This window comes from Streptomyces sp. D2-8, assembly GCF_023184515.1.
In the GTDB taxonomy this organism is placed as follows: Bacteria; Actinomycetota; Actinomycetes; order Streptomycetales; family Streptomycetaceae; genus Streptomyces.
In genome coordinates this window covers 469098-485914 of sequence record NZ_JAAHBP010000003.1, presented here as the reverse complement: position 1 = coordinate 485914, position 16817 = coordinate 469098, and the positions used below count along the sequence as shown (strand labels likewise).

Genomic DNA, 16817 nt, shown 5'->3' with positions numbered 1-16817 from the left:
TTGCGCTCGCCGCCGTGTGGCTGGCGGTGCGCATCACTCCACTGCCACCGGTGTCAGCGGCCGGTCAGACGGTGCGGGTCGGCGCCGCGCCGCTGGGGTGGAGTCGGTCCGGCCCCGGGCAGCTCGATCTGGGTGCCGCCGGATTCGGTCGAAACGGTGGCAGGTTGAGACCGCGCCCCGACGCAGCAGCGCTGCACCGGGCGCAGGTGCTCGCCCTTTCGTCGGCAACTCACAAGGCCGTGACGGCGGCGTGAGCGAGGGCAGCGGTCTGCTGTGGTGTCCCGTCGATTGGGATGGCCGCGCCCGCTTCGTCGTCGGTCAGCGGTTCGAGGTCGGCAAATTGCGTTCGGAGCAGGTCGGGCGGCATGAAGTGGCCCCGTCGTTCAGTGATCCGTGCGGCGATCAGCTCAGGTGAGCCGTCGAGGTGGAGGAAGAAGACGTGTGCCCCGGCGGAGGCCAGCCGGTCACGGTAGCTGCGCTTGAGGGCCGAGCATGTCACCACTCCGCCGCTGTCCGCATGGTCGGTCAGCCATTGTGCGATCTTGTCGAGCCAGGGGCGGCGGTCTTCGTCATCGAGGGAGTGGCCGGCTCGCATCTTCGCCACGTTGGGTGCGGGGTGGAAGTCGTCCCCCTCGGCGTAAGCAACACCGAGGCCCTGTGCCAGCAGTTGGCCCACCGTGGTCTTTCCCGACCCCGACACGCCCATGACAACGACCAATGGAGCAGAGTTGTGAGACATCCAGGAGCTTCCTTCAGATCTTGTCGCCTACAGTTGGATGACCACCTTGACGTCGTCCGGTTGTGGGAGAAACGCCTCCGTCGCGCGTTCCAGCGGCACCCGCCGGGTGATCATGCGCTCAAGCCATGGGCGGTCGGCCTTCGCCAGCGCGTCGGCGGCCTGGCGGTAGTGACGCAGGTTGGCGTTGACCGAGCCCACCACCGCGTCGTTCTGCAGCACGATCTCCCTGTTGATGGCGCCCGCGTCCACGGTCATCCTGCGGCCGGCGGGCGACACACCGGTCAGGCAGACCACCCCGTAGGGCGCGGTGCCGGTCAGCGAGGCCAGGACCGGCTCGTTCGCGCCCGTGGCCTCGATAACGACATCGGGACACACGGCGGAGACGACCTGCTCGACGTCCTCCGCGTGGTAAGTGGCCCCCAAGTCCCGTACCAGTGCGGGCTTGGGCCCTTCGGTCACCCGGTCCAGCACATGCACCTCCAGTCCGCGCTGTGTACCCAGGAGGGCGGCCAGCAGACCGATGGGTCCCGCACCCATCACCAGGGCGCGGCGCGGTTCGAACCACGAACGGGCACCGACACGCTCGACCTGTTCCCATGCCTTGGCCACCACGGTGGTCGGCTCCATGAGCACACCGACGTGCTCCAGATGCGGCGACAGCTTCACCGCGTAGTCGGCTTCCACGCACCACGCCTGCGCGCCGTAGCCGTCGATCTCTTTGATACCGCGTTCGGTGTAGCGGCCGTTGCGGCACATGTCGAACTCTCCATGGGCGCAGGCCCCGCACGGCTCGGGGTCCGGACGGCGCACCACCCCCGCGACCAGGTCACCGGCCGAGAAGCCACTGCCGGGCGGCGCCTGCCGCACCCGCCCGAGGGACTCATGGCCCAGTACCAGCCACTCACGGCCCGCAGGGACCCAGCCGTACTCGCCTCGGACAATCTCCTTGTCCGTTCCGCACACCCCCACAGCCAATCCCTGCACCAGCAGCTCACCGGAGGCCGGGACGGGGTCGAGCACCTCGCGCACCTCTACGGAATCCTTCTCGCCGGGCCTTACGGTCAATGCGCGCATCGCCAATCTCGTCCCTCTCGTGAGGCGGGGCGTGTCAGGAGAACCATGCTTGGGTTGACAGTTCCGGCCGGATCCCACGCTGAACCCTGCCGAGCACGACGGCGCTGGATATGAGCCCGACGTGGCTGAGACCCTGGGGAAAGTTGCCCAGGAACGCTCCTGTCCCGGGATCCATCTGCTCGGGGAGGAGCCCCAGAGGGCTGGTGTATGAGCAGAGCCGTTCGAAGAGGTCTGCGGCTTCGTCGAGGCGGCCCTGTCCTGCCAGGTTGTCCACGAGCCAGAAGCTGCACAGGACGAAAGCGCCCTCGGGCTGATCCAGCCCGTCCGGTGACTGCTGGGGAAGGTAACGGTAAAGAAGGCCCCCGCCGGCGTCGAGCCGACTTGCTATCGCGTCCGTGGTGGCGACCATGCGGGGGTGATCCGCGGGTACGACGCGTCGTAGCGGCAGAGCCAGCAGTGAGGCGTCCAGACCGCCGCCGGTGCCCAGGTGCTCGGTGAGTGCGCCGGTGTCCTCGTCCCAGGCTTCTCGCAGGATGTGGTCGGTCAGCCGCTGTGCTTCCTTGGCCCAGGTAACTGGGTCACCGGGCAGGTTCAGCCGGTGGGCGAGCCGGGCGGCCCGGTCCAGGGCGACCTGGCACATCGCGGCCGAATAGGTGAACGGGCGGCCTGGGGTGCGTACCTCCCAGATGCCGCGATCGGGGGTGCTCCAGGCTCGACGGGCTTGTTCCACCAGCACCGTAAGGCGCTTCCACAGGTTGTCGTCGAGCCGACCGCCTGTTGCCGCCCACTGGAAGGCACAGTCAAGTATCTCCCCGTACACGTCATGCTGGATCTGGTCGGCGGCGGCATTTCCCCAGCGCACTGGTGCCGACTTGCGGTAGCCCTCCAATTCCCTGTCGACGGTCTCCGGCTGAGGCGGGCGGCCGTCGACGTCGTAAAGAACCCGTGGCCGGTCGCTCCATTGGGCGGTGGCGAGTGCCCAGTGCACGAAGCCGCCGGCCTCCATGGGCAGTCCGATACGCCGCAGGGCGAAGACGGCGTAGGCGGCGTCTCGTATCCAGGTGTAGCGGTAGTCCCAGTTCCTTGAGCCCCCGACGAGCTCAGGCAGGGACGAGGTGGGCGCCGCGACCATGGCGCCGTTTTCGATGTGGTCCAGCAATTTCAGCGTGATCGCTGAGCGTCGCACGAGGTCGGCCTGGGGGACGTCGCGTACCACCTGGGCCGACCAGCGCCGCCAGGCACGGGCGGTGTCCTCCAGCGCTCCGCTGACAGCCTCGTCCGAGGACCGAAGAGGTTCACCCCAGCTCAGGGTCAGTGCCAGCGCCTCCCCCGCGTGCATGGGCACCGTGCAGTCGAGGGCGTGCAGAGGGCGCGATGATGCAAGGTGGAGAGAGAGCCCCTGCCGGGGGCACATGAGGTGCCAGCCGTCGGTACGCTGCTCGGTGCGGGCATCGCCGCGCGGTCGAAGGAGTACGCGCAGGTCGACGCTGCCTGCAACCACACGCACGTGTCGCGCCAAGGCTCCGATTCCGGCCGGTGTGTCTTCTTCCAGAAGCGAATCCGGCCGAAGCAGGAACGCGTCGGTGACCTCAACCGTCCCTGTGGTGCTCGCCATCTGCGTGACGAGCAGCGCAGTGTCGTGGACGTACCGCTGGCGGCTGGCGCGCAGGTCCTGCGGGGCAATCAGGAATCGCCCGCCGCGGTCGGTGTCCAGCAGTCCACAAAAAAGGGGCGGGGAGTCGAAGCGAGGCACGCACATGAACCCGACAGCCCCGTCCCGCCCCACCAGGGCTGACCCACGACCGTCCCCGAGCAACCCATGATCCTCTATCGGAGGGTAGCCAGCGCGTTCTTGCAAATGCCTCACCCCACTGTTGCCCTTACCCATGCAGCTTCGCCTTCCGGCCGAACGTGATGAGTGGCTTACGGAGTGTTCAGTCGCCATCTCGCCCGGGGACGACGGCCACAGGGCACTCGGCTGTGTGCAGTACCTCGGCGCTCACCGACCCGAGAAGCAGCCTCTTCAACCCAGATCGGCCACGGGATCCCACCACCAGCAGGGCAGCGTTGCGGGCGGCTTCCGCGAGAATCGTCGCCGGCCTCACGCGTTCTATACGCAGATCCGCCCGCACCGACGGGTATTGTGCACGCCGCTCGGCCATCTCCTTTTCGAGGAAGTCCCGCGGCCCTTGCTCCAGCACCTCGAAATCCGAAGGCACCATGCCCATCGGGCCGGTAGGCCCCATCGCCATAGGCTCGGCGCTGTAGACCACCTCCAGGTGCGCGCCCAGCAGGTCAGCTTCCCGATACGCGAAATCCAGGGGCTTCAGCAAAGCATCGGCCGGGTCCACTCCGACCACTACACGGTTGCCCGGGGAGCCACTGGTGTCTCCTGGGCGGATCACGATCACTGGGCAGTCCGCATGCGTGGCGACCTGCCAGCTGACCGAGCCGAGCGGCAGCCGCGGGAACCCGCCGCTGCCCCGGTGGCCGATCACGAGCATGTCGGCATCCGCGGAACGCTCGATCAGTACGGCTGCGGCGTGCCCCACGGGAAGCTCGCCCGCCACGGTCAGGCCGGGGAACGCAGAACGCGCGAGGTCTTCACATCGCTCCACGAGGCGTGCCCCCACCTGGACCGCCGCGTCCTTCTCCCGGCTGTCCGTCGCAGAGCCGCCCGGCAGCGGGAAGCGGATGGCATGGGCGACGTGGAGTCGACCTGTCCGGAGGGCCGCTTGCCGTGCCGCGAAGCGTACGAGCTCCTCTTGGTCCGGGCCGTCGTCGATGCCGACGATGACGGGCCGGTCCTGTACCGGGACGGCATCAGACATGCAGCCTCCTGCTTTCCTTATCGCTCCCACGAAGCACTGCAGCAGCGGGATTCAGCGAGTACCCGGGGCCGGGCGCGCTAAAGACGGCGGCATCCGCTGCTGCTGGCCGTACCGTGTCGGACCGGCGAGTCAACCGTGAACGGGCCCGCGACCTGCCTGTTCGACGGCTGATCAAGGCCCGTTCGACCCGGACGATCAGGAGACGTCACACCGAAGCCGCCTGGACAAATGGGCCCGGGGCGACGCCTGCAGGCTGCCGGTTGCCGACCTCGCGGAGCGTGATCCACGATGGGGGGATGCGAGGGCCGTTGCGCGGCGCGCGGTGGCTGCACCGTGCTCAATGCCGGCTTCTACGGCAAGGTCCTCGAGGAGGAACGGGCCTACGAACGTCTGTACGACGAATTGCTGGTCGCTCCGCAGAGCTCGGCCCTCACCCGTGATCTGCTGGCCCGCTTGCCCGTGCCGGAGTCGGCGGTGACATCCAACCTGAAGACGGTGTTCCCCCCGGAGACGCTGCGGGCCCTGGCGAACCAGCAGATAACCGAGGTGATCGCCTACCTCGAAGGCGATCGGGACACCTTGCGTCTGACAGTAGACGTCCAGCCGCTCGCGGAGAACGTCGGCAGGCTCGCCCAGACCTATCTCGGTGACGCCGTCGCCTCGATACAGCAGCGGTCCGAGCCCGACTTCCAGGCATTCACCGACCGCCTGGCGGAGACGGCGGCTCAGTTGTTAGAAGGCGAGCGACCGGACGGGCTGCCCACTTTGGCGCTCTCGCCCGACCAGGCAGAGCGTGCCACCTCGGTGCTCCTGGGCCTGGTGCCCAAGGCCGACAGGCGGGCGCTCGAACCCGAGGTCCAGTCCTCTTTGGCAAGCGGAGATGTGGCCTCGGCGCTGGCCGCCGTCGCCCAGCCGCCGTCTCCGGGCGCACGCGCGCCGCAGCCGCGGCCGTGCTGCGGAACGCCGACGGGAACACGTGGATCATCACCACCGATCTCGGGATGCCGGAAGACGCCCTGGCACCGCTTGACCGCATACAACTCGCTACCCGGCTCATGCAGGGAGCGGTGGAGCCACTCGCCGCAGTCGGCCTCGCCGCTCTGGCGATCGTGTGGTCTTCCGGCCCTCCAGGCACCGCCGGCCGATTGATGCCACTGGGCTGGGCACTCGCCACGACCGGCCGGCTTGGCAGTCCAGGGCCGAGCTGACCTGCGTCCCTGGCCCTGTTCAGAATGGGCCGGCTTCCTGGCTGGACTCCTTCGCCTTGGGGGGATGCGCACGCAGTGAGCCCGGGTGGGCCTTGGTGGTCGGGTCGCGCCTGGTCTTGATCAGGCTGGCCACGGTGACGACTGCGAGCACGAAGGCGATCACAGCGAGGCTGATCGGGGTGGAGATCTCGGGGACCCCCTCGTTCAGGTCGACGTGTGCCCAGTGCAGGATGAGCTTGACGCCGATGAACGCGAGGATCAGCGCGAGCCCAACGGACAGATACACCAGCCGGTCCAGCAGCCCCTTGACGAGGAAGAACAGGGCGCGCAGGCCGAGCAGGGCGAACGCGTTGGCGGTGAAGACGATGTAGGCCTCCTCGGTGATGCCGAACACCGCGGGGATGGAGTCGAGCGCAAAGAGCAGGTCGATGCTTCCGATGGAGAGCAGGACGATGAACAGCGGGGTGACCATCCAGCGCCCGTCGATGCGGGTGGTGAGTTTGCCGCCGACGTAGTCGGCGGTGATCGGCAGGATGCGGCGGGCCGCTTTGACGATGACGTTGTCCTCGATGTCGGGGTCCTCGTCGCGGTGCCGGAACAGCTGTACGGCCGTGTAGATCAGCAGCAGCCCGAACAGCAGGAACATGAACGAGAACAGCGCCAGCAGGGTGGCTCCGAGCGCGATGAAGATCGCGCGCATGATCAGGGCGAGCATGATGCCGAAGGTGAGCACCTTGTGCTGGTGTTCCGCCGGCACGGCGAAGGTGGTCATGATGATGACGAAGACGAACAGGTTGTCGACCGACAGGCTCTTCTCGACGATGTAGCCGGCGAAGTACTCGGTGCCGAACTCGCCGCCGTATCGCGCGGCGAACCAGACACCGAAGGCGACGGCTACAAGGATGTAGAACACCGACCACGCGGTGGCCTCACCGAAGCCGACCCGGTGCGGGCGCACGGCGGCCAAAATCAGGTCGCCGGCGAGCAGGATCAGGATCAGTCCGATAGTGACGGTCCAGACGAGTGCGCTGATCTGGAGCACCGGTCCTCCTTTCAGTTTTCGGATCGGTCCTCGTTCGACGCGGATGGCGTGGTGGTGACGCCGGTTCCCGCCGGGGCGGTGAGGAGCAGCACCGCTCCAGCCAGGGCGGCGACTGCGGAGGCGGTCAGGATGCCGACCTTGGCCTGGCCGATCAGGGCGGCGTCGGTGAAGGCCAGGTCGGTGATGAACAACGAGACGGTGAACCCGATACCCCCCAGCGCGGCAGCGCCGAGGACCTCGCGGTGATGCATGCCCGCGGGCAGAGCACCCCAGTTCAGCCGGCGCACCAAGTAGGTCACCCCGCCGATGCCGATGATCTTGCCGACGACGAGACCGATGATGATCGCCCAGGTCACCGGCTGGCCGAATGCGTCTGCGAGCACGCCGCCGCGCAGGTCAACCCCGGCGTTGGCCAGGGCAAAGATCGGGATCACGAGGAAGGCGCTGACCGGGTGCAAAGAGCGCTCCAGGTCATCCAGAACGTTACGCTCGGCCACGGGCCGGGCCGGGGTGAGCAGACCGAGCGCGACCCCGGCGAGGGTGGCGTGCACGCCGGATTCCAGGGTGGCGAACCAGACGAGCACCCCGACGGGCACGTACGCCCAGGGCGAGTTCACTCCGAGCCTGCGCATGCCGACGGCGACCAGCAGTCCGGCCACCGCGCCCGCCAGCCACCCGAGGCTGAGGCGGTCGGTGTAGAAGACCGCGATGACGCCGATGGCGAGGACGTCGTCGACGATGGCGACGCTGAGCAGGAACAGCTTCGCCCCGCTGGAGGCGCGGCGGCCCAGCAGAGCCAGGACACCTACGGCGAAGGCGATGTCGGTGGCCATCGGAATGCCCCACCCGCGCCCCGCCTCCCCTTCGCTGACGACGGCCAGGTACAGCAGCGCCGGGAGTACGACGCCGCCGACGGCTGCCAGCGCGGGCAGCGTCGCTGCGCGGCGGTCATGCAGCTCACCGACGACCAGTTCACGTTTGATCTCCAGGCCGATGACGAAGAAGAACAGGACCATCAGCCCGTCGTTGACCCAGTGCCGCAGGTCGTGGGTGACCCTGGCTTGCCCACCGCCGAGGGTGACCTTCTGCTGCCAGAACTGGGCGTAGCCGTCTGCCGCCGGGCTGTTCGCCCACACCAGCGCGCTCGCCGCCGCGATGACGAGGACGATCCCGCCCGCGCTCTCCGCGTGCAGGAACGCCCGCAGCGGGGAGGTGACCGCAGCCGCCATGCGTCTGATCGGACCAGCCACGACTTCTGTCACCCTCCCTCGTCCACGAACAGCCATGCATGCGCGGTGGCTATCACTCCTCCGCGTCGACTCTCACAGAGTTCGCCCTGCGGCGCAGCCGCACCCCACTGGACGGCGCGACCTCGCGCCGGTGCCACCAGGCACACACAGACCAGGTGCCATGGCAGCGATGCGCGCGGACATCATGATGCAGCGCTGGCCGACGCCACCAACAAACCGTCCGGCATTTCGATCTCCACCAGTACGCTGCGGAACCGTCCGCCTGGTGCCGGACCTCGGCAGCGGACCATGCCGCCTGTTCGTTGTGGCTGGCATGGTCGGTGCCGTCCAGGTCGGGAGTGCGCAAGGCGTGCGTCGCTCACTCGGTGAGACCGGCCAGCCAGTGCAAATGCTGGTAGTCGAAGGTTTCTCCGGTGGTGGCCCACTGGAAGGCGCAGTCCTGGACTTCCCCGTAACGGCTCGCATCTCCCCTGGCAGCAAGCAAACGCAAAGCGCGTCAGCCGGTGCGCTGTTGGCAGGTGACGCAGTATCGCGTCAAAGGCCGGATCTCCAGCTGTGCTGCGTGGAAGGGCTGGGCGCAGTTCCGGCACGTGCCGAAGACGCCGTCGTTCAGCCGGGCCATGGCTTTGTCGATGCCGATAAGCGCGCGTCGAACAGTGTTCTTCTGGCTGGCCAACACACCATCGGCCGTGGGCTCGGCCTCGTTGAGCGCATCCAACTGGGCTAGGCGAACCTCGCGCTCAAGCTCCAGGCGCCGCCGTGCCTGGTGCACGCCGGTGTGTTCCTCAAGCGACCCCACACCGGCGGTGTTCAGTGCCATCGGCGTGATCCTTTCCTCACGCACGTTCGGAAGCGGGCCGGGCAGCCGACGCTTCCCGCTGGCTTTCACCCTGACCGATCAGGGGTGGGGGTGGACATCGGTGACAGACCCCATTTGTGCCCTGGTGTGGCATGTAGGTGTACGCGAAGCGTGGCGCCCTGCCCCGCTGGGGACCGTCCCGGCAGCAGCCCTGATGCGCAGGGCGCGAACTCGTGAGTGCCGCCGCCGAAGTCGGTTCGGCGTCCGCCCCCAGTGGGGCTTGGGCCGTTGGGCCAGTTGCCAGTAGGAGGGCGTCGATATGGTCAGGAGTGTCGATGCCCGCGTTCACGGGCGCAGCAGACCGGCCACCCGCTCGCCAGGTCCGGTTATACCCGTGGTCGACGAACCCCATCAGCAGATGGTGGCCGATGCTCTTCTTCCAGGTCGCTGCCACGTCGTCCTGCTTTCTCGGTATGTGCGATCACCCACACGCGTCCAGATCCACGGTTACCAAACTGCGGCGTCCAACGCCGCTGCGCCGGTCAACTTCCCGACGTGTTCACGCACGCTGGCGCGGGCGGTGAGGATCACCGCCAAGGCCTTGGCCCGCCCGCGGCGAGAGCTGCGCCGGCCCAACGCCGACCGGCTCGCCGACCCGGACGGCCCGCATCTGGATGAGCAGCGGGAGCGGCACGGCTCCTACCGCTGGGTCGCCGTGATCGCTGCGGAACGCCGCGTCCGCGGCCGGTGAAAGCCGTGTGGGATGGTCACTGGTTCTCCCCGCGGAGTGTGCGGCGCTGGACGAGCCGGGAGATGCCGCGTTCGGTGATGATGCCCACCAGTTGTTGCCCGTCGGTGACGACAATGGGCATCCCGCTGGCCGGTGAAAGCTTTTCGAGCACGTTTTCCAGCAGGTCGTCCGGTGCGCAGGCGGTGCACCGCGCCCAGGGGATCGCTACATCCCGTACACGCAGGGTCTCCCGCTGTGGGGCGGGGACTTTCGCGAGCCGCGGGAGGTGGAGCAGGCCGCTGGGATGTCCTTGGAAGTCGATCAGGATCACCTTGGAGTGAGGGGTTCGCACTGCCACGTCGTCGATGCACCGCTGCACAGTCAGCCAGTCGTGGCACGTCTCGACGGGACTCGACATGGCGTCGGCCGCCCGGACTCCGCGCAGGGCGGGAGCGAGTGTCGCGTGCTGGCGCTCCGCGGTCGCGACGATCATGACGAAGAAGCCGATGAGCGCCAGCCATAGCCCACTGAGAGTGCCGCGCAGGACGGCGATCCATCCGGCGCCGATCAGAACGATGCCCAGAATCTGCCCGCTGCGTCCGGCCGCGCGCTCGGCGCGGTCCCGGTCTCCGGTACGCCACCACATCAGCGCCTGCACCACCCGTCCTCCGTCGAGCGGTGCGGCCGGCACGGGAAGGGGATCCTCTTGGACATTGCCGGGCAGCAGTGCCCTGCCCACCTCGCAGGCGGGCAGCGCCGCGTATGGCTGCCCGCCGGAGTCGACCACGAGCAGCCCGGGCAGACCGTGTTCGACGAGGGCTCTCAGCGCCTCGACGGCCGAGGTGTCCTGGCTGACGGTGACATAGGACTGCGCGAGATCACGGGCGCGCATCGGGGCCGCCCCCTGGAAGCTCGGTGCTTGGTCGCGGGAGATGAGTCGGCCTCGTTGTGCGGCTCCCCCCGTAACCGGCAGCCCGGCGCTGCGAATGAGCGGAGGTTGCTGGGAGCCGGCTGTTCGGCGGTCCCTGCTTGTCATCCGCGGACGGCGGCGTCGCAGTGAGGATGGCCGTGAGGAGGAGACCCAGCACCGCGATGACCGCACAGGCGATACCCGTCTTCCAGCGCCAGTCGAACCGCCTGCCACTGTCATCGACCCATCCCTCGGAATCCTCGTCCTCGTCCTCGTGGAGGAACTGCTGGTTCAACGCATCGATCAGTGCGGCCAGTTCGGGATCCTCCTGCGAGAGACGCCGCTCCATCTCCGCGAGGATGTGCCGGTCGTCCATCGAGGGGTTCATATCGATCACCTGCGGTGCGTCTGTGGGACGGGGACTCGTCCGCGAACGTCACGATCGCTCGCGGGGCTGCTCTCTGCGGTGCGGGCGCCGTTTGGTGTCGCCTCGGTCGTGTGGTCAGGGTTCGATCAGTCCGACGCGGATGGCGTAGCGGGTGAGTTCCAAGCGGTCCTTCAGGCCGAGCTTCTGCAGCAGGTTGGCACGGTGGCGTTCGACGGTCTTGGGGCTGATGACGAGGATGTGGGCGATCTCCTGTGTGGTGTGGCCTTCCGCGACGAGTTTGAGGATCTCCTCCTCGCGGTCGGTGATGGCTCTGGCAGGCAGGGACTGGCCTTCGCGGACGCGGTCGAGGTAGTTGCGGATGAGGGCGTTGACCGCGCCGGGGTAGAGGAAGGGTTCGTCACGCATAGTGGCGCGACAGGCTTCGACGAGGTCGCGGTCGGCGACGGACTTGAGGACGTAGCCGGAGGCGCCGGCGGCCAGGGCTTCGAAGAAGTACTGCTCGTTGTCGTACATCGTCAGGATGAGGATGCGCAGCTCCGGCTGGATGCGTGAGAGTTCCCGGGCGGCCTGCAGGCCGGTCAGGCGGGGCATGGCGATGTCGAGGACGGCCAGGTCGGGATGGTGGGTACGGGCGACCTCGATGGCCTCGGCTCCGTCGCCGGCTTCGGCCACCACGGTGAGGTCGGGTTCGCTGTCGAGGATGAGGCGCACTCCGCGGCGGACCAGGTGGTGGTCGTCGGCCAGCAGGATGCGGGTGGGCGTCGCCTCGGTCATGGTCACTGACTCCGGTGGGGGGTGGGGACGGTCAGGCGTACCTCGGTGCCTCCGTCGGGGGCGGGGCCGAGGGTGAGGCCGGCGCCGATGAGCAGGGCGCGTTCACGCATGCCGCGGATGCCCGCCCCTTCGGTGGCCCCCTCGATGCCTCGGCCGTTGTCGCGCACGCGTAGTTCTACGCCATTTGGGGTCCGCTCCAAGGTGAGGCCGACGCGCGTGGCGTCGGCGTGGCGGGCCGTGTTGGTCAGGCTTTCCTGGGCGACGCGGTAGAGGACGAGTTCGGCGTTCTCGCCCAGCGGCGGCAGGTCGGGCGCTATGTGGTGCCGTACGGACAGGGCGGGGCTGGTGAACTCGGCCGCGAGGGATTTCAGCGAGCTGGTCAGGCCGAGTTCCTCAAGGACGCCGGGGCGCAGGCGGCGGGCGATGCGGCGAATCTCGTCCAGGCTGGCGCGGGTGGTCTCCTGGACCTGGTGCAGTTGCTCACGTACCGGGTCGGGTGCTTGGTCGGCAACGCGTTTGAGATCGAGCAGGACGGCCGTGAGCGTCTGGCCGATCTCGTCGTGGAGTTCCTGGGCGATGCGGTGGCGTTCGGATTCCTGCGCGGTCAGAGCGCGGGCGGCGCTGGTGGCGCGTTCGGCTTCCAGCCGGTCGAGCATCGTGTTGAACGTGATGATCAGTTCGGCAACCTCGCCGTGACCGTCGACAGCCGGGCGGGCGCCGGGGCGCAGCAGGTCGGTGGTGGTCATGGCGCGGGCGAGGCGTTGCAGCGGAGCCAGGCCAATGCGCAGCAGGAGCGCGTTGGCGATCAGCATCGCGGCCAGCCCGCCGCTGAGGACAGCGGCCTCAGTGAGCAGGACGGGGGCCGACACGGTGGCCGGGCCCAGCAGCAGCAGCGCAGTGGCTGCGACCAGTACCACGGCGTTGAGCAGGAAGATCCTCCAGAACAACGGCACCGGATACCGTCTCCTCAAGCTGGTCCTGGCTTCCACTATCGCCTCCCCGGCAGTGGACGGCGGGCCGGCCGGTCACTGAAGGCTGCCTGCGCCCAAGGCGCTCTGCTCCAGAGTCTTCGCCGGGCAGGGCGAACGTCCATCGGGTCTGGCACCCATTTCCGCGTCCCCTCTACAGGTCTGGCCCGCGTGTCTACAGGTCTGGCCCGCGTGCAATTGGGTGTCGGACCCGATGGCGGCCGCCGCCTGTGGCGAGTGAGGGTGGAGCCAATCCCCGCTTTCGGCCCACTGACCGTCGTGCGGAGGCGACCGCTTGCGGCGTCGGCAGACGCGAGCCCAGCTTTCGACAGCCCTCCTCTTGGCTGGGCGGGAAAAGCCGCAGGTCTTTCGGATCACGAGAGGAGCCCGGCACCGATGTACGCAGCACCACAGCCAACAGGTCACACCGAGTCGGTTTCCGGTCCGGCCCTGCTGGTGCTGCGGTTGCGTCGGAAGGCGGCTGGATGGGTGCGCCGTATGGCGGGCGTCAGCACGGCCGGAACAGGCAGGCCGGGCGTGGGGGAGGAATGGCCGTGAGCGTTACGGCATGGTTGGCGAAGCAATCGATGTAGCCCCGACTAGGTTTGCCGTTCGGGCGGTAGTCGGTACCGAGGTAGTACTTGGCCTTGCCTCCCATCACGTCCTCGGACAGCCCGTCTGGACCGGCAGCAGCAACCCTTGCCAGACTGCCCCACAGCCACTCCGACAACAGGTGCTTGGGCCGGCGCGGCGCAGGGGCAATGCCTAGTCCAGCGCGGGCACATGCCCGGCCCGCGCGGGTCAGTTCCACCACGACGCGGGTAACGAGACCCACCTCCGGAACGTCGATCCGATCTTCAGTGATCTTCAGAAGTCCTCTGCGGGCGAGAGCGTGCAGGGTGGCTCCGGCGTCGAGGTGGCCGTCGTCGCGGAGACGCCTGTGAATCGTGGTGCACTCCGCGAACGGAAGCTCGGCTTTGATCGAGAACGGCAGCTTGCGCCATGCGGAGGCTGGCCCTGGGTCCTGATAAGTGGACCGAGCCGTCCTGGCTCGGCGCTCCGCTTCCTGGTCCTCGCGGAAGCAGGCAAGCAAGTAGCTACGCTGACGGCTATTCAGACCATCCCACATCACGTCGGCCTTCTTCCGCAGGGTGCATCGCACGCAGAGCCATCGTGCGGCGACCACCCTGCCGACTGGCACCACCCAGACGATGCTCCTACGCCCCAGAGCCATGCCGAAAGCAGCCGCCCCTACGCCGCCTATCGGGCCGCACGGGAGCGGCGTAGCAGCATCTCGGTCAGCCTACGACAGCCCAGTGACAGCGCTCGGGGCATCGCAACCCGTGAGGCGCTGCTCAAGCGAGAGAACGAACCGTTCCGGGATCTCCGGAGCCTTCACCCAACCCGAAGTGGTTCGCCAACAGGCCTGTTTCCCCTGGCCACGCTGGCCTTCGGCATCATCGCCTTCGCGGCGGCGGGTGCGGCCAACGCCAGCGGCATCATCGCCGCGTATCTGTCCGGGCTGGTGCTGGGCAATTCCAAGCTGCCGCACCGCGCCGCCACCCGCTCCTTCGCCGAGGGCGCCGGCTGGCTCGCCCAGATCGGCCTCTTCGTCATGCTGGGACTGCTGGTCACACCCAGGGAGCTGCCCGGGGCGGTTGCGCCGGCTCTCGTTGTCGGACTGGTACTGCTGCTGGTCGCCCGCCCCTCCTCGGTCGTCGCCTGCCTGCTGCTTTTCCGGGGCATCTCATGGTGTGAGCAGGTGTTCGTCTCCTGGGCGGGACTACGCGGCGCCGTCCCGATCGTGCTGGCCACCTTCCCCATCGTCGCCGGTGTATCGGACGCCGACGACCTTCTGAACATCGTCTTTGTGCTGGTGGTCCTGTTCACCCTGATCCAAGGCCCCACCTTGCCCGCCGCGGCCAGAGCTCTGGGCCTGCCCGTCCGGATGCGCTGCGGGACGTGCAGGTGGAGACCGCGCCGCTGGACGTCCTGGACGCGGACCTGCTGACACTGACCGTGCCCTCGGGCTCGCGCCTGAACGGCGTGGCCGTCTTCGAACTGCGGCCGCCTCCCCCGACAGTGCTCACCCTGATCGTCCGCGACGGCGCCACCCTCGTCCCCCAGCACGACACGCCGCTGCTCAGCGGCGACGAGCTTCTTCTGATCACCACCCCGGACACCTGTGAGGCGGCTGAACGACGACTGCGGGCGGTGGGTCGGCGCGGCAAACTCGCCCGCTGGTTCGGCGAGAAGGGTGATGTCGAGCCCGTTCAGACAGGTCGCCATGGATGGCCGACCTGGGTCGGACGGTGAGCACGAGCGCGACCGAAGTGGCTGGCGTCCCTCGCACACAGTAGGCGTCATTCGGCAAGGTCAGCGTCCTTCTTCACAAGGACGCTGCCGCGGTTGCAGCACCGATCGCGGCTGCTACATGGATCGGATGTCTCGATGCCGGTCCAGGCGGGCGATGACCGGGCCTGCGGTAGTCCCGTGCAGTACTACTGAGGCCAGCACGGTGAAGGTCACCACTGCCCACAGCTCCCGCTCCGGGAGAGCAAAACCATGGTGGCCCAAGGCGTAGGCAAGGTAGTACAACGAGCCGATCCCCCGGACGCCGTACGCCGCGACGACCCAGCGTTCCCGGCTTCCCAGGGAGCTCCGCAGCAGGCCGGCCCACCCCGACAGCGGCCGGATCACCAGCACCACCGCGCATGTGGTGATCGCGCCCCGCCACGTCAGGGCAGACAGGCCGCCCAGCGCGATGAAGGCGCCCAGCAGGAACAGCACGGCTGCGGTCATCAGGCGCTCCACCTGCTCCATGAAGTCGTGCAGGACGTTGTGGTAGCCGTGAGCTCGCTCAGCGGACCGGATGGCGCACGCGGTGACGAACACCGCCAGGAAGCCGTAACCCCCGGCAAGCTCCGTCACTCCGTAGGCCAGGAAGGTGGCGCCCAGCGCGACGAAGCCCTCCCGGTGCTGAGACAGCCGCAGCGCTCTTGATCGTGTCCGGAAGAACAGCCAGCCGAGCAACCGCCCCATCAGTAGCCCGCCCAGCACACCGACAGCGCACTTGTACGCGACGTCCTGCGCGGCCCACGGACCGATCCACTCGGTCGTCCAGCCGCTGCCTGCGGCGGCGGCCAGCCCCACGGCCGCGTAGGTCAGCGGAAACGCCAGTCCGTCGTTCAGGCCCGCCTCACTGGTGAGAGCGAACCGCACGTCGTCCTCGTCGTGCTCGTCATCCGTGGGCTCGCCCACCCGCACTTCCGCAGCGAGCACCGGATCGGTCGGCGCCAGGGCAGCCCCCAACAGCAACGCGGCGGCCGGCGGCCAGTCCAGCAACCACCAGGCCACCAGCGCGGTGATCAGAAACGTCAACGGCATGGTGACACCCAGCAATCGCCAGGTCGCGCCCCACCGATGCCACCCGACAGGCCGGTTGAGCGCCAGCCCCGCGCCCATCAACGAGATGATCACCACGACTTCGGTGACATGCTCGGCCACCGCCCGGTCATCCACCGGGTCGATCACGGGCAGTGGCAGAGGCAACAGATACACGCCGATGCCGCACAGCAGGAAGACCAGCGGCAGTGACAGCGGTCGTCCGGACAGGACCCGAGGCAGCACGGCCGCGAGCAACGCTCCGACCCCCAGCCACGCGAAAACCGCGTCCGCGCTCGTCACCAGTACGACCCACCCTTCCCGCCGACATACATCATTGCGTGCGCCCCGCTGGGCGCCCCGGCCGAATACCCCACATCCCGCAGGTCATGGACGACAACGAGCAGCCAGGCCCAAGCCATCGTCGGCTGGGCATGGGCGGCCTTCTCCTCGCACCCTGCAATGTCGGCACACCGTTGGCGAGAGCCCGCAAGCGTCAGCCGTACCGGAGGATCAATAGAGCCGCATCGTCGTACCGCGGGCCACTGACGTGCTGAAGCAGGTCCTGGCGCAGCATCTCCAGCGCCGCCTCCGGGGCGCCTTCCTTGGAGCTCCGCTCGCGCGGGCAGGCACGCGCGCAGCTCGGCAAGACGCCCATCGAGCGGGTCCACGCGTCCACCCTCGCCAAGTCAGCCCACCGCGACCTCTGGCACACCCTCC

General features: G+C 68.3%; 14 protein-coding genes and 1 pseudogene. 3 read left to right on the top strand and 12 right to left on the bottom strand.

What is annotated here, in order from left to right:
* Nucleotides 1–229: 229 nt before the first annotated feature.
* The 4 genes from G3I77_RS08530 to G3I77_RS08515 are packed head-to-tail and all read right to left on the bottom strand — an operon-like array spanning nt 230 to nt 4644.
* The gene (locus G3I77_RS08530) at nt 230–739 is read right to left on the bottom strand and encodes a gluconokinase (RefSeq protein ID WP_248502005.1); all 510 of its coding nucleotides are present in this window, start codon (nt 737–739) and stop codon (nt 230–232) included.
* Nucleotides 740–766: 27 nt separating this feature from the next.
* A complete protein-coding gene (locus G3I77_RS08525; RefSeq protein WP_248502004.1) occupies nt 767–1813 on the bottom strand; it encodes a glucose 1-dehydrogenase in 1047 nt (348 codons plus the stop codon).
* Nucleotides 1814–1847: 34 nt separating this feature from the next.
* Nucleotides 1848–3701, bottom strand: coding sequence for a glycoside hydrolase family 15 protein (locus G3I77_RS08520; protein ID WP_248502003.1), 1854 nt, complete (start codon nt 3699–3701; stop codon nt 1848–1850).
* Nucleotides 3702–3747: 46 nt separating this feature from the next.
* Nucleotides 3748–4644, bottom strand: coding sequence for a universal stress protein (locus tag G3I77_RS08515; RefSeq protein ID WP_248502002.1), 897 nt, complete (start codon nt 4642–4644; stop codon nt 3748–3750).
* 333 nt (nt 4645–4977) lie between these two features.
* Between G3I77_RS08515 and G3I77_RS08510 the strand changes: the two genes are divergently transcribed.
* On the top strand, nt 4978–5793 hold the full coding sequence (locus G3I77_RS08510) for a hypothetical protein (protein WP_248502001.1): 816 nt from the start codon (nt 4978–4980) through the stop codon (nt 5791–5793).
* 78 nt (nt 5794–5871) lie between these two features.
* Here G3I77_RS08510 and G3I77_RS08505 read toward each other — a convergent pair whose 3' ends face one another.
* The 3 genes from G3I77_RS08505 to G3I77_RS08495 all read right to left on the bottom strand — a co-directional run bounded on the left by G3I77_RS08505 (nt 5872) and on the right by G3I77_RS08495 (nt 8964).
* Nucleotides 5872–6894 (bottom strand): TerC/Alx family metal homeostasis membrane protein, encoded by a 1023-nt coding sequence (locus tag G3I77_RS08505; protein ID WP_248502000.1) that lies wholly within the window; start codon nt 6892–6894, stop codon nt 5872–5874.
* Between the two features lie 11 nt (nt 6895–6905).
* On the bottom strand, nt 6906–8123 hold the full coding sequence (gene nhaA / locus G3I77_RS08500) for a Na+/H+ antiporter NhaA (RefSeq protein ID WP_248501999.1): 1218 nt from the start codon (nt 8121–8123) through the stop codon (nt 6906–6908).
* A gap of 517 nt (nt 8124–8640) precedes the next feature.
* A complete protein-coding gene (locus G3I77_RS08495; RefSeq protein ID WP_248501998.1) occupies nt 8641–8964 on the bottom strand; it encodes a TraR/DksA C4-type zinc finger protein in 324 nt (107 codons plus the stop codon).
* A 559-nt stretch (nt 8965–9523) separates the two neighbouring features.
* On the opposite strand from G3I77_RS08495, the gene G3I77_RS08490 reads away from it, so the two are divergent.
* Nucleotides 9524–9694 (top strand): hypothetical protein, encoded by a 171-nt coding sequence (locus G3I77_RS08490; protein WP_248501997.1) that lies wholly within the window; start codon nt 9524–9526, stop codon nt 9692–9694.
* 16 nt (nt 9695–9710) lie between these two features.
* Here G3I77_RS08490 and G3I77_RS08485 read toward each other — a convergent pair whose 3' ends face one another.
* The 4 genes from G3I77_RS08485 to G3I77_RS08470 form a co-directional block, all read right to left on the bottom strand.
* A complete protein-coding gene (locus G3I77_RS08485; protein WP_248501996.1) occupies nt 9711–10565 on the bottom strand; it encodes a CBS domain-containing protein in 855 nt (284 codons plus the stop codon).
* Nucleotides 10552–10959 carry a DUF3040 domain-containing protein gene (locus G3I77_RS08480; protein ID WP_248501995.1) on the bottom strand — a complete coding sequence of 136 codons (408 nt, stop codon included), beginning with the start codon at nt 10957–10959 and terminating at the stop codon, nt 10552–10554. Before G3I77_RS08480 ends, G3I77_RS08485 begins: the two co-directional genes overlap by 14 nt.
* Before the next feature lie 126 nt (nt 10960–11085).
* Complete coding sequence (locus tag G3I77_RS08475; RefSeq protein WP_248501994.1) at nt 11086–11745, bottom strand: response regulator transcription factor; 660 nt, start codon at nt 11743–11745, stop codon at nt 11086–11088.
* Nucleotides 11746–11747: 2 nt separating this feature from the next.
* A complete protein-coding gene (locus G3I77_RS08470) occupies nt 11748–12698 on the bottom strand; it encodes a HAMP domain-containing sensor histidine kinase (protein WP_248501993.1) in 951 nt (316 codons plus the stop codon).
* A 1435-nt stretch (nt 12699–14133) separates the two neighbouring features.
* Between G3I77_RS08470 and G3I77_RS08465 the strand changes: the two are divergent.
* A pseudogene (locus G3I77_RS08465) lies at nt 14134–15029 on the top strand (cation:proton antiporter); the annotation flags it as partial.
* 114 nt (nt 15030–15143) lie between these two features.
* On the opposite strand, the gene G3I77_RS08460 reads toward G3I77_RS08465, so the two are convergent.
* Nucleotides 15144–16400, bottom strand: a complete 1257-nt coding sequence (locus G3I77_RS08460; RefSeq protein WP_248501992.1) for a sodium:proton antiporter — start codon at nt 16398–16400, stop codon at nt 15144–15146.
* Nucleotides 16401–16817 lie beyond the last annotated feature (417 nt).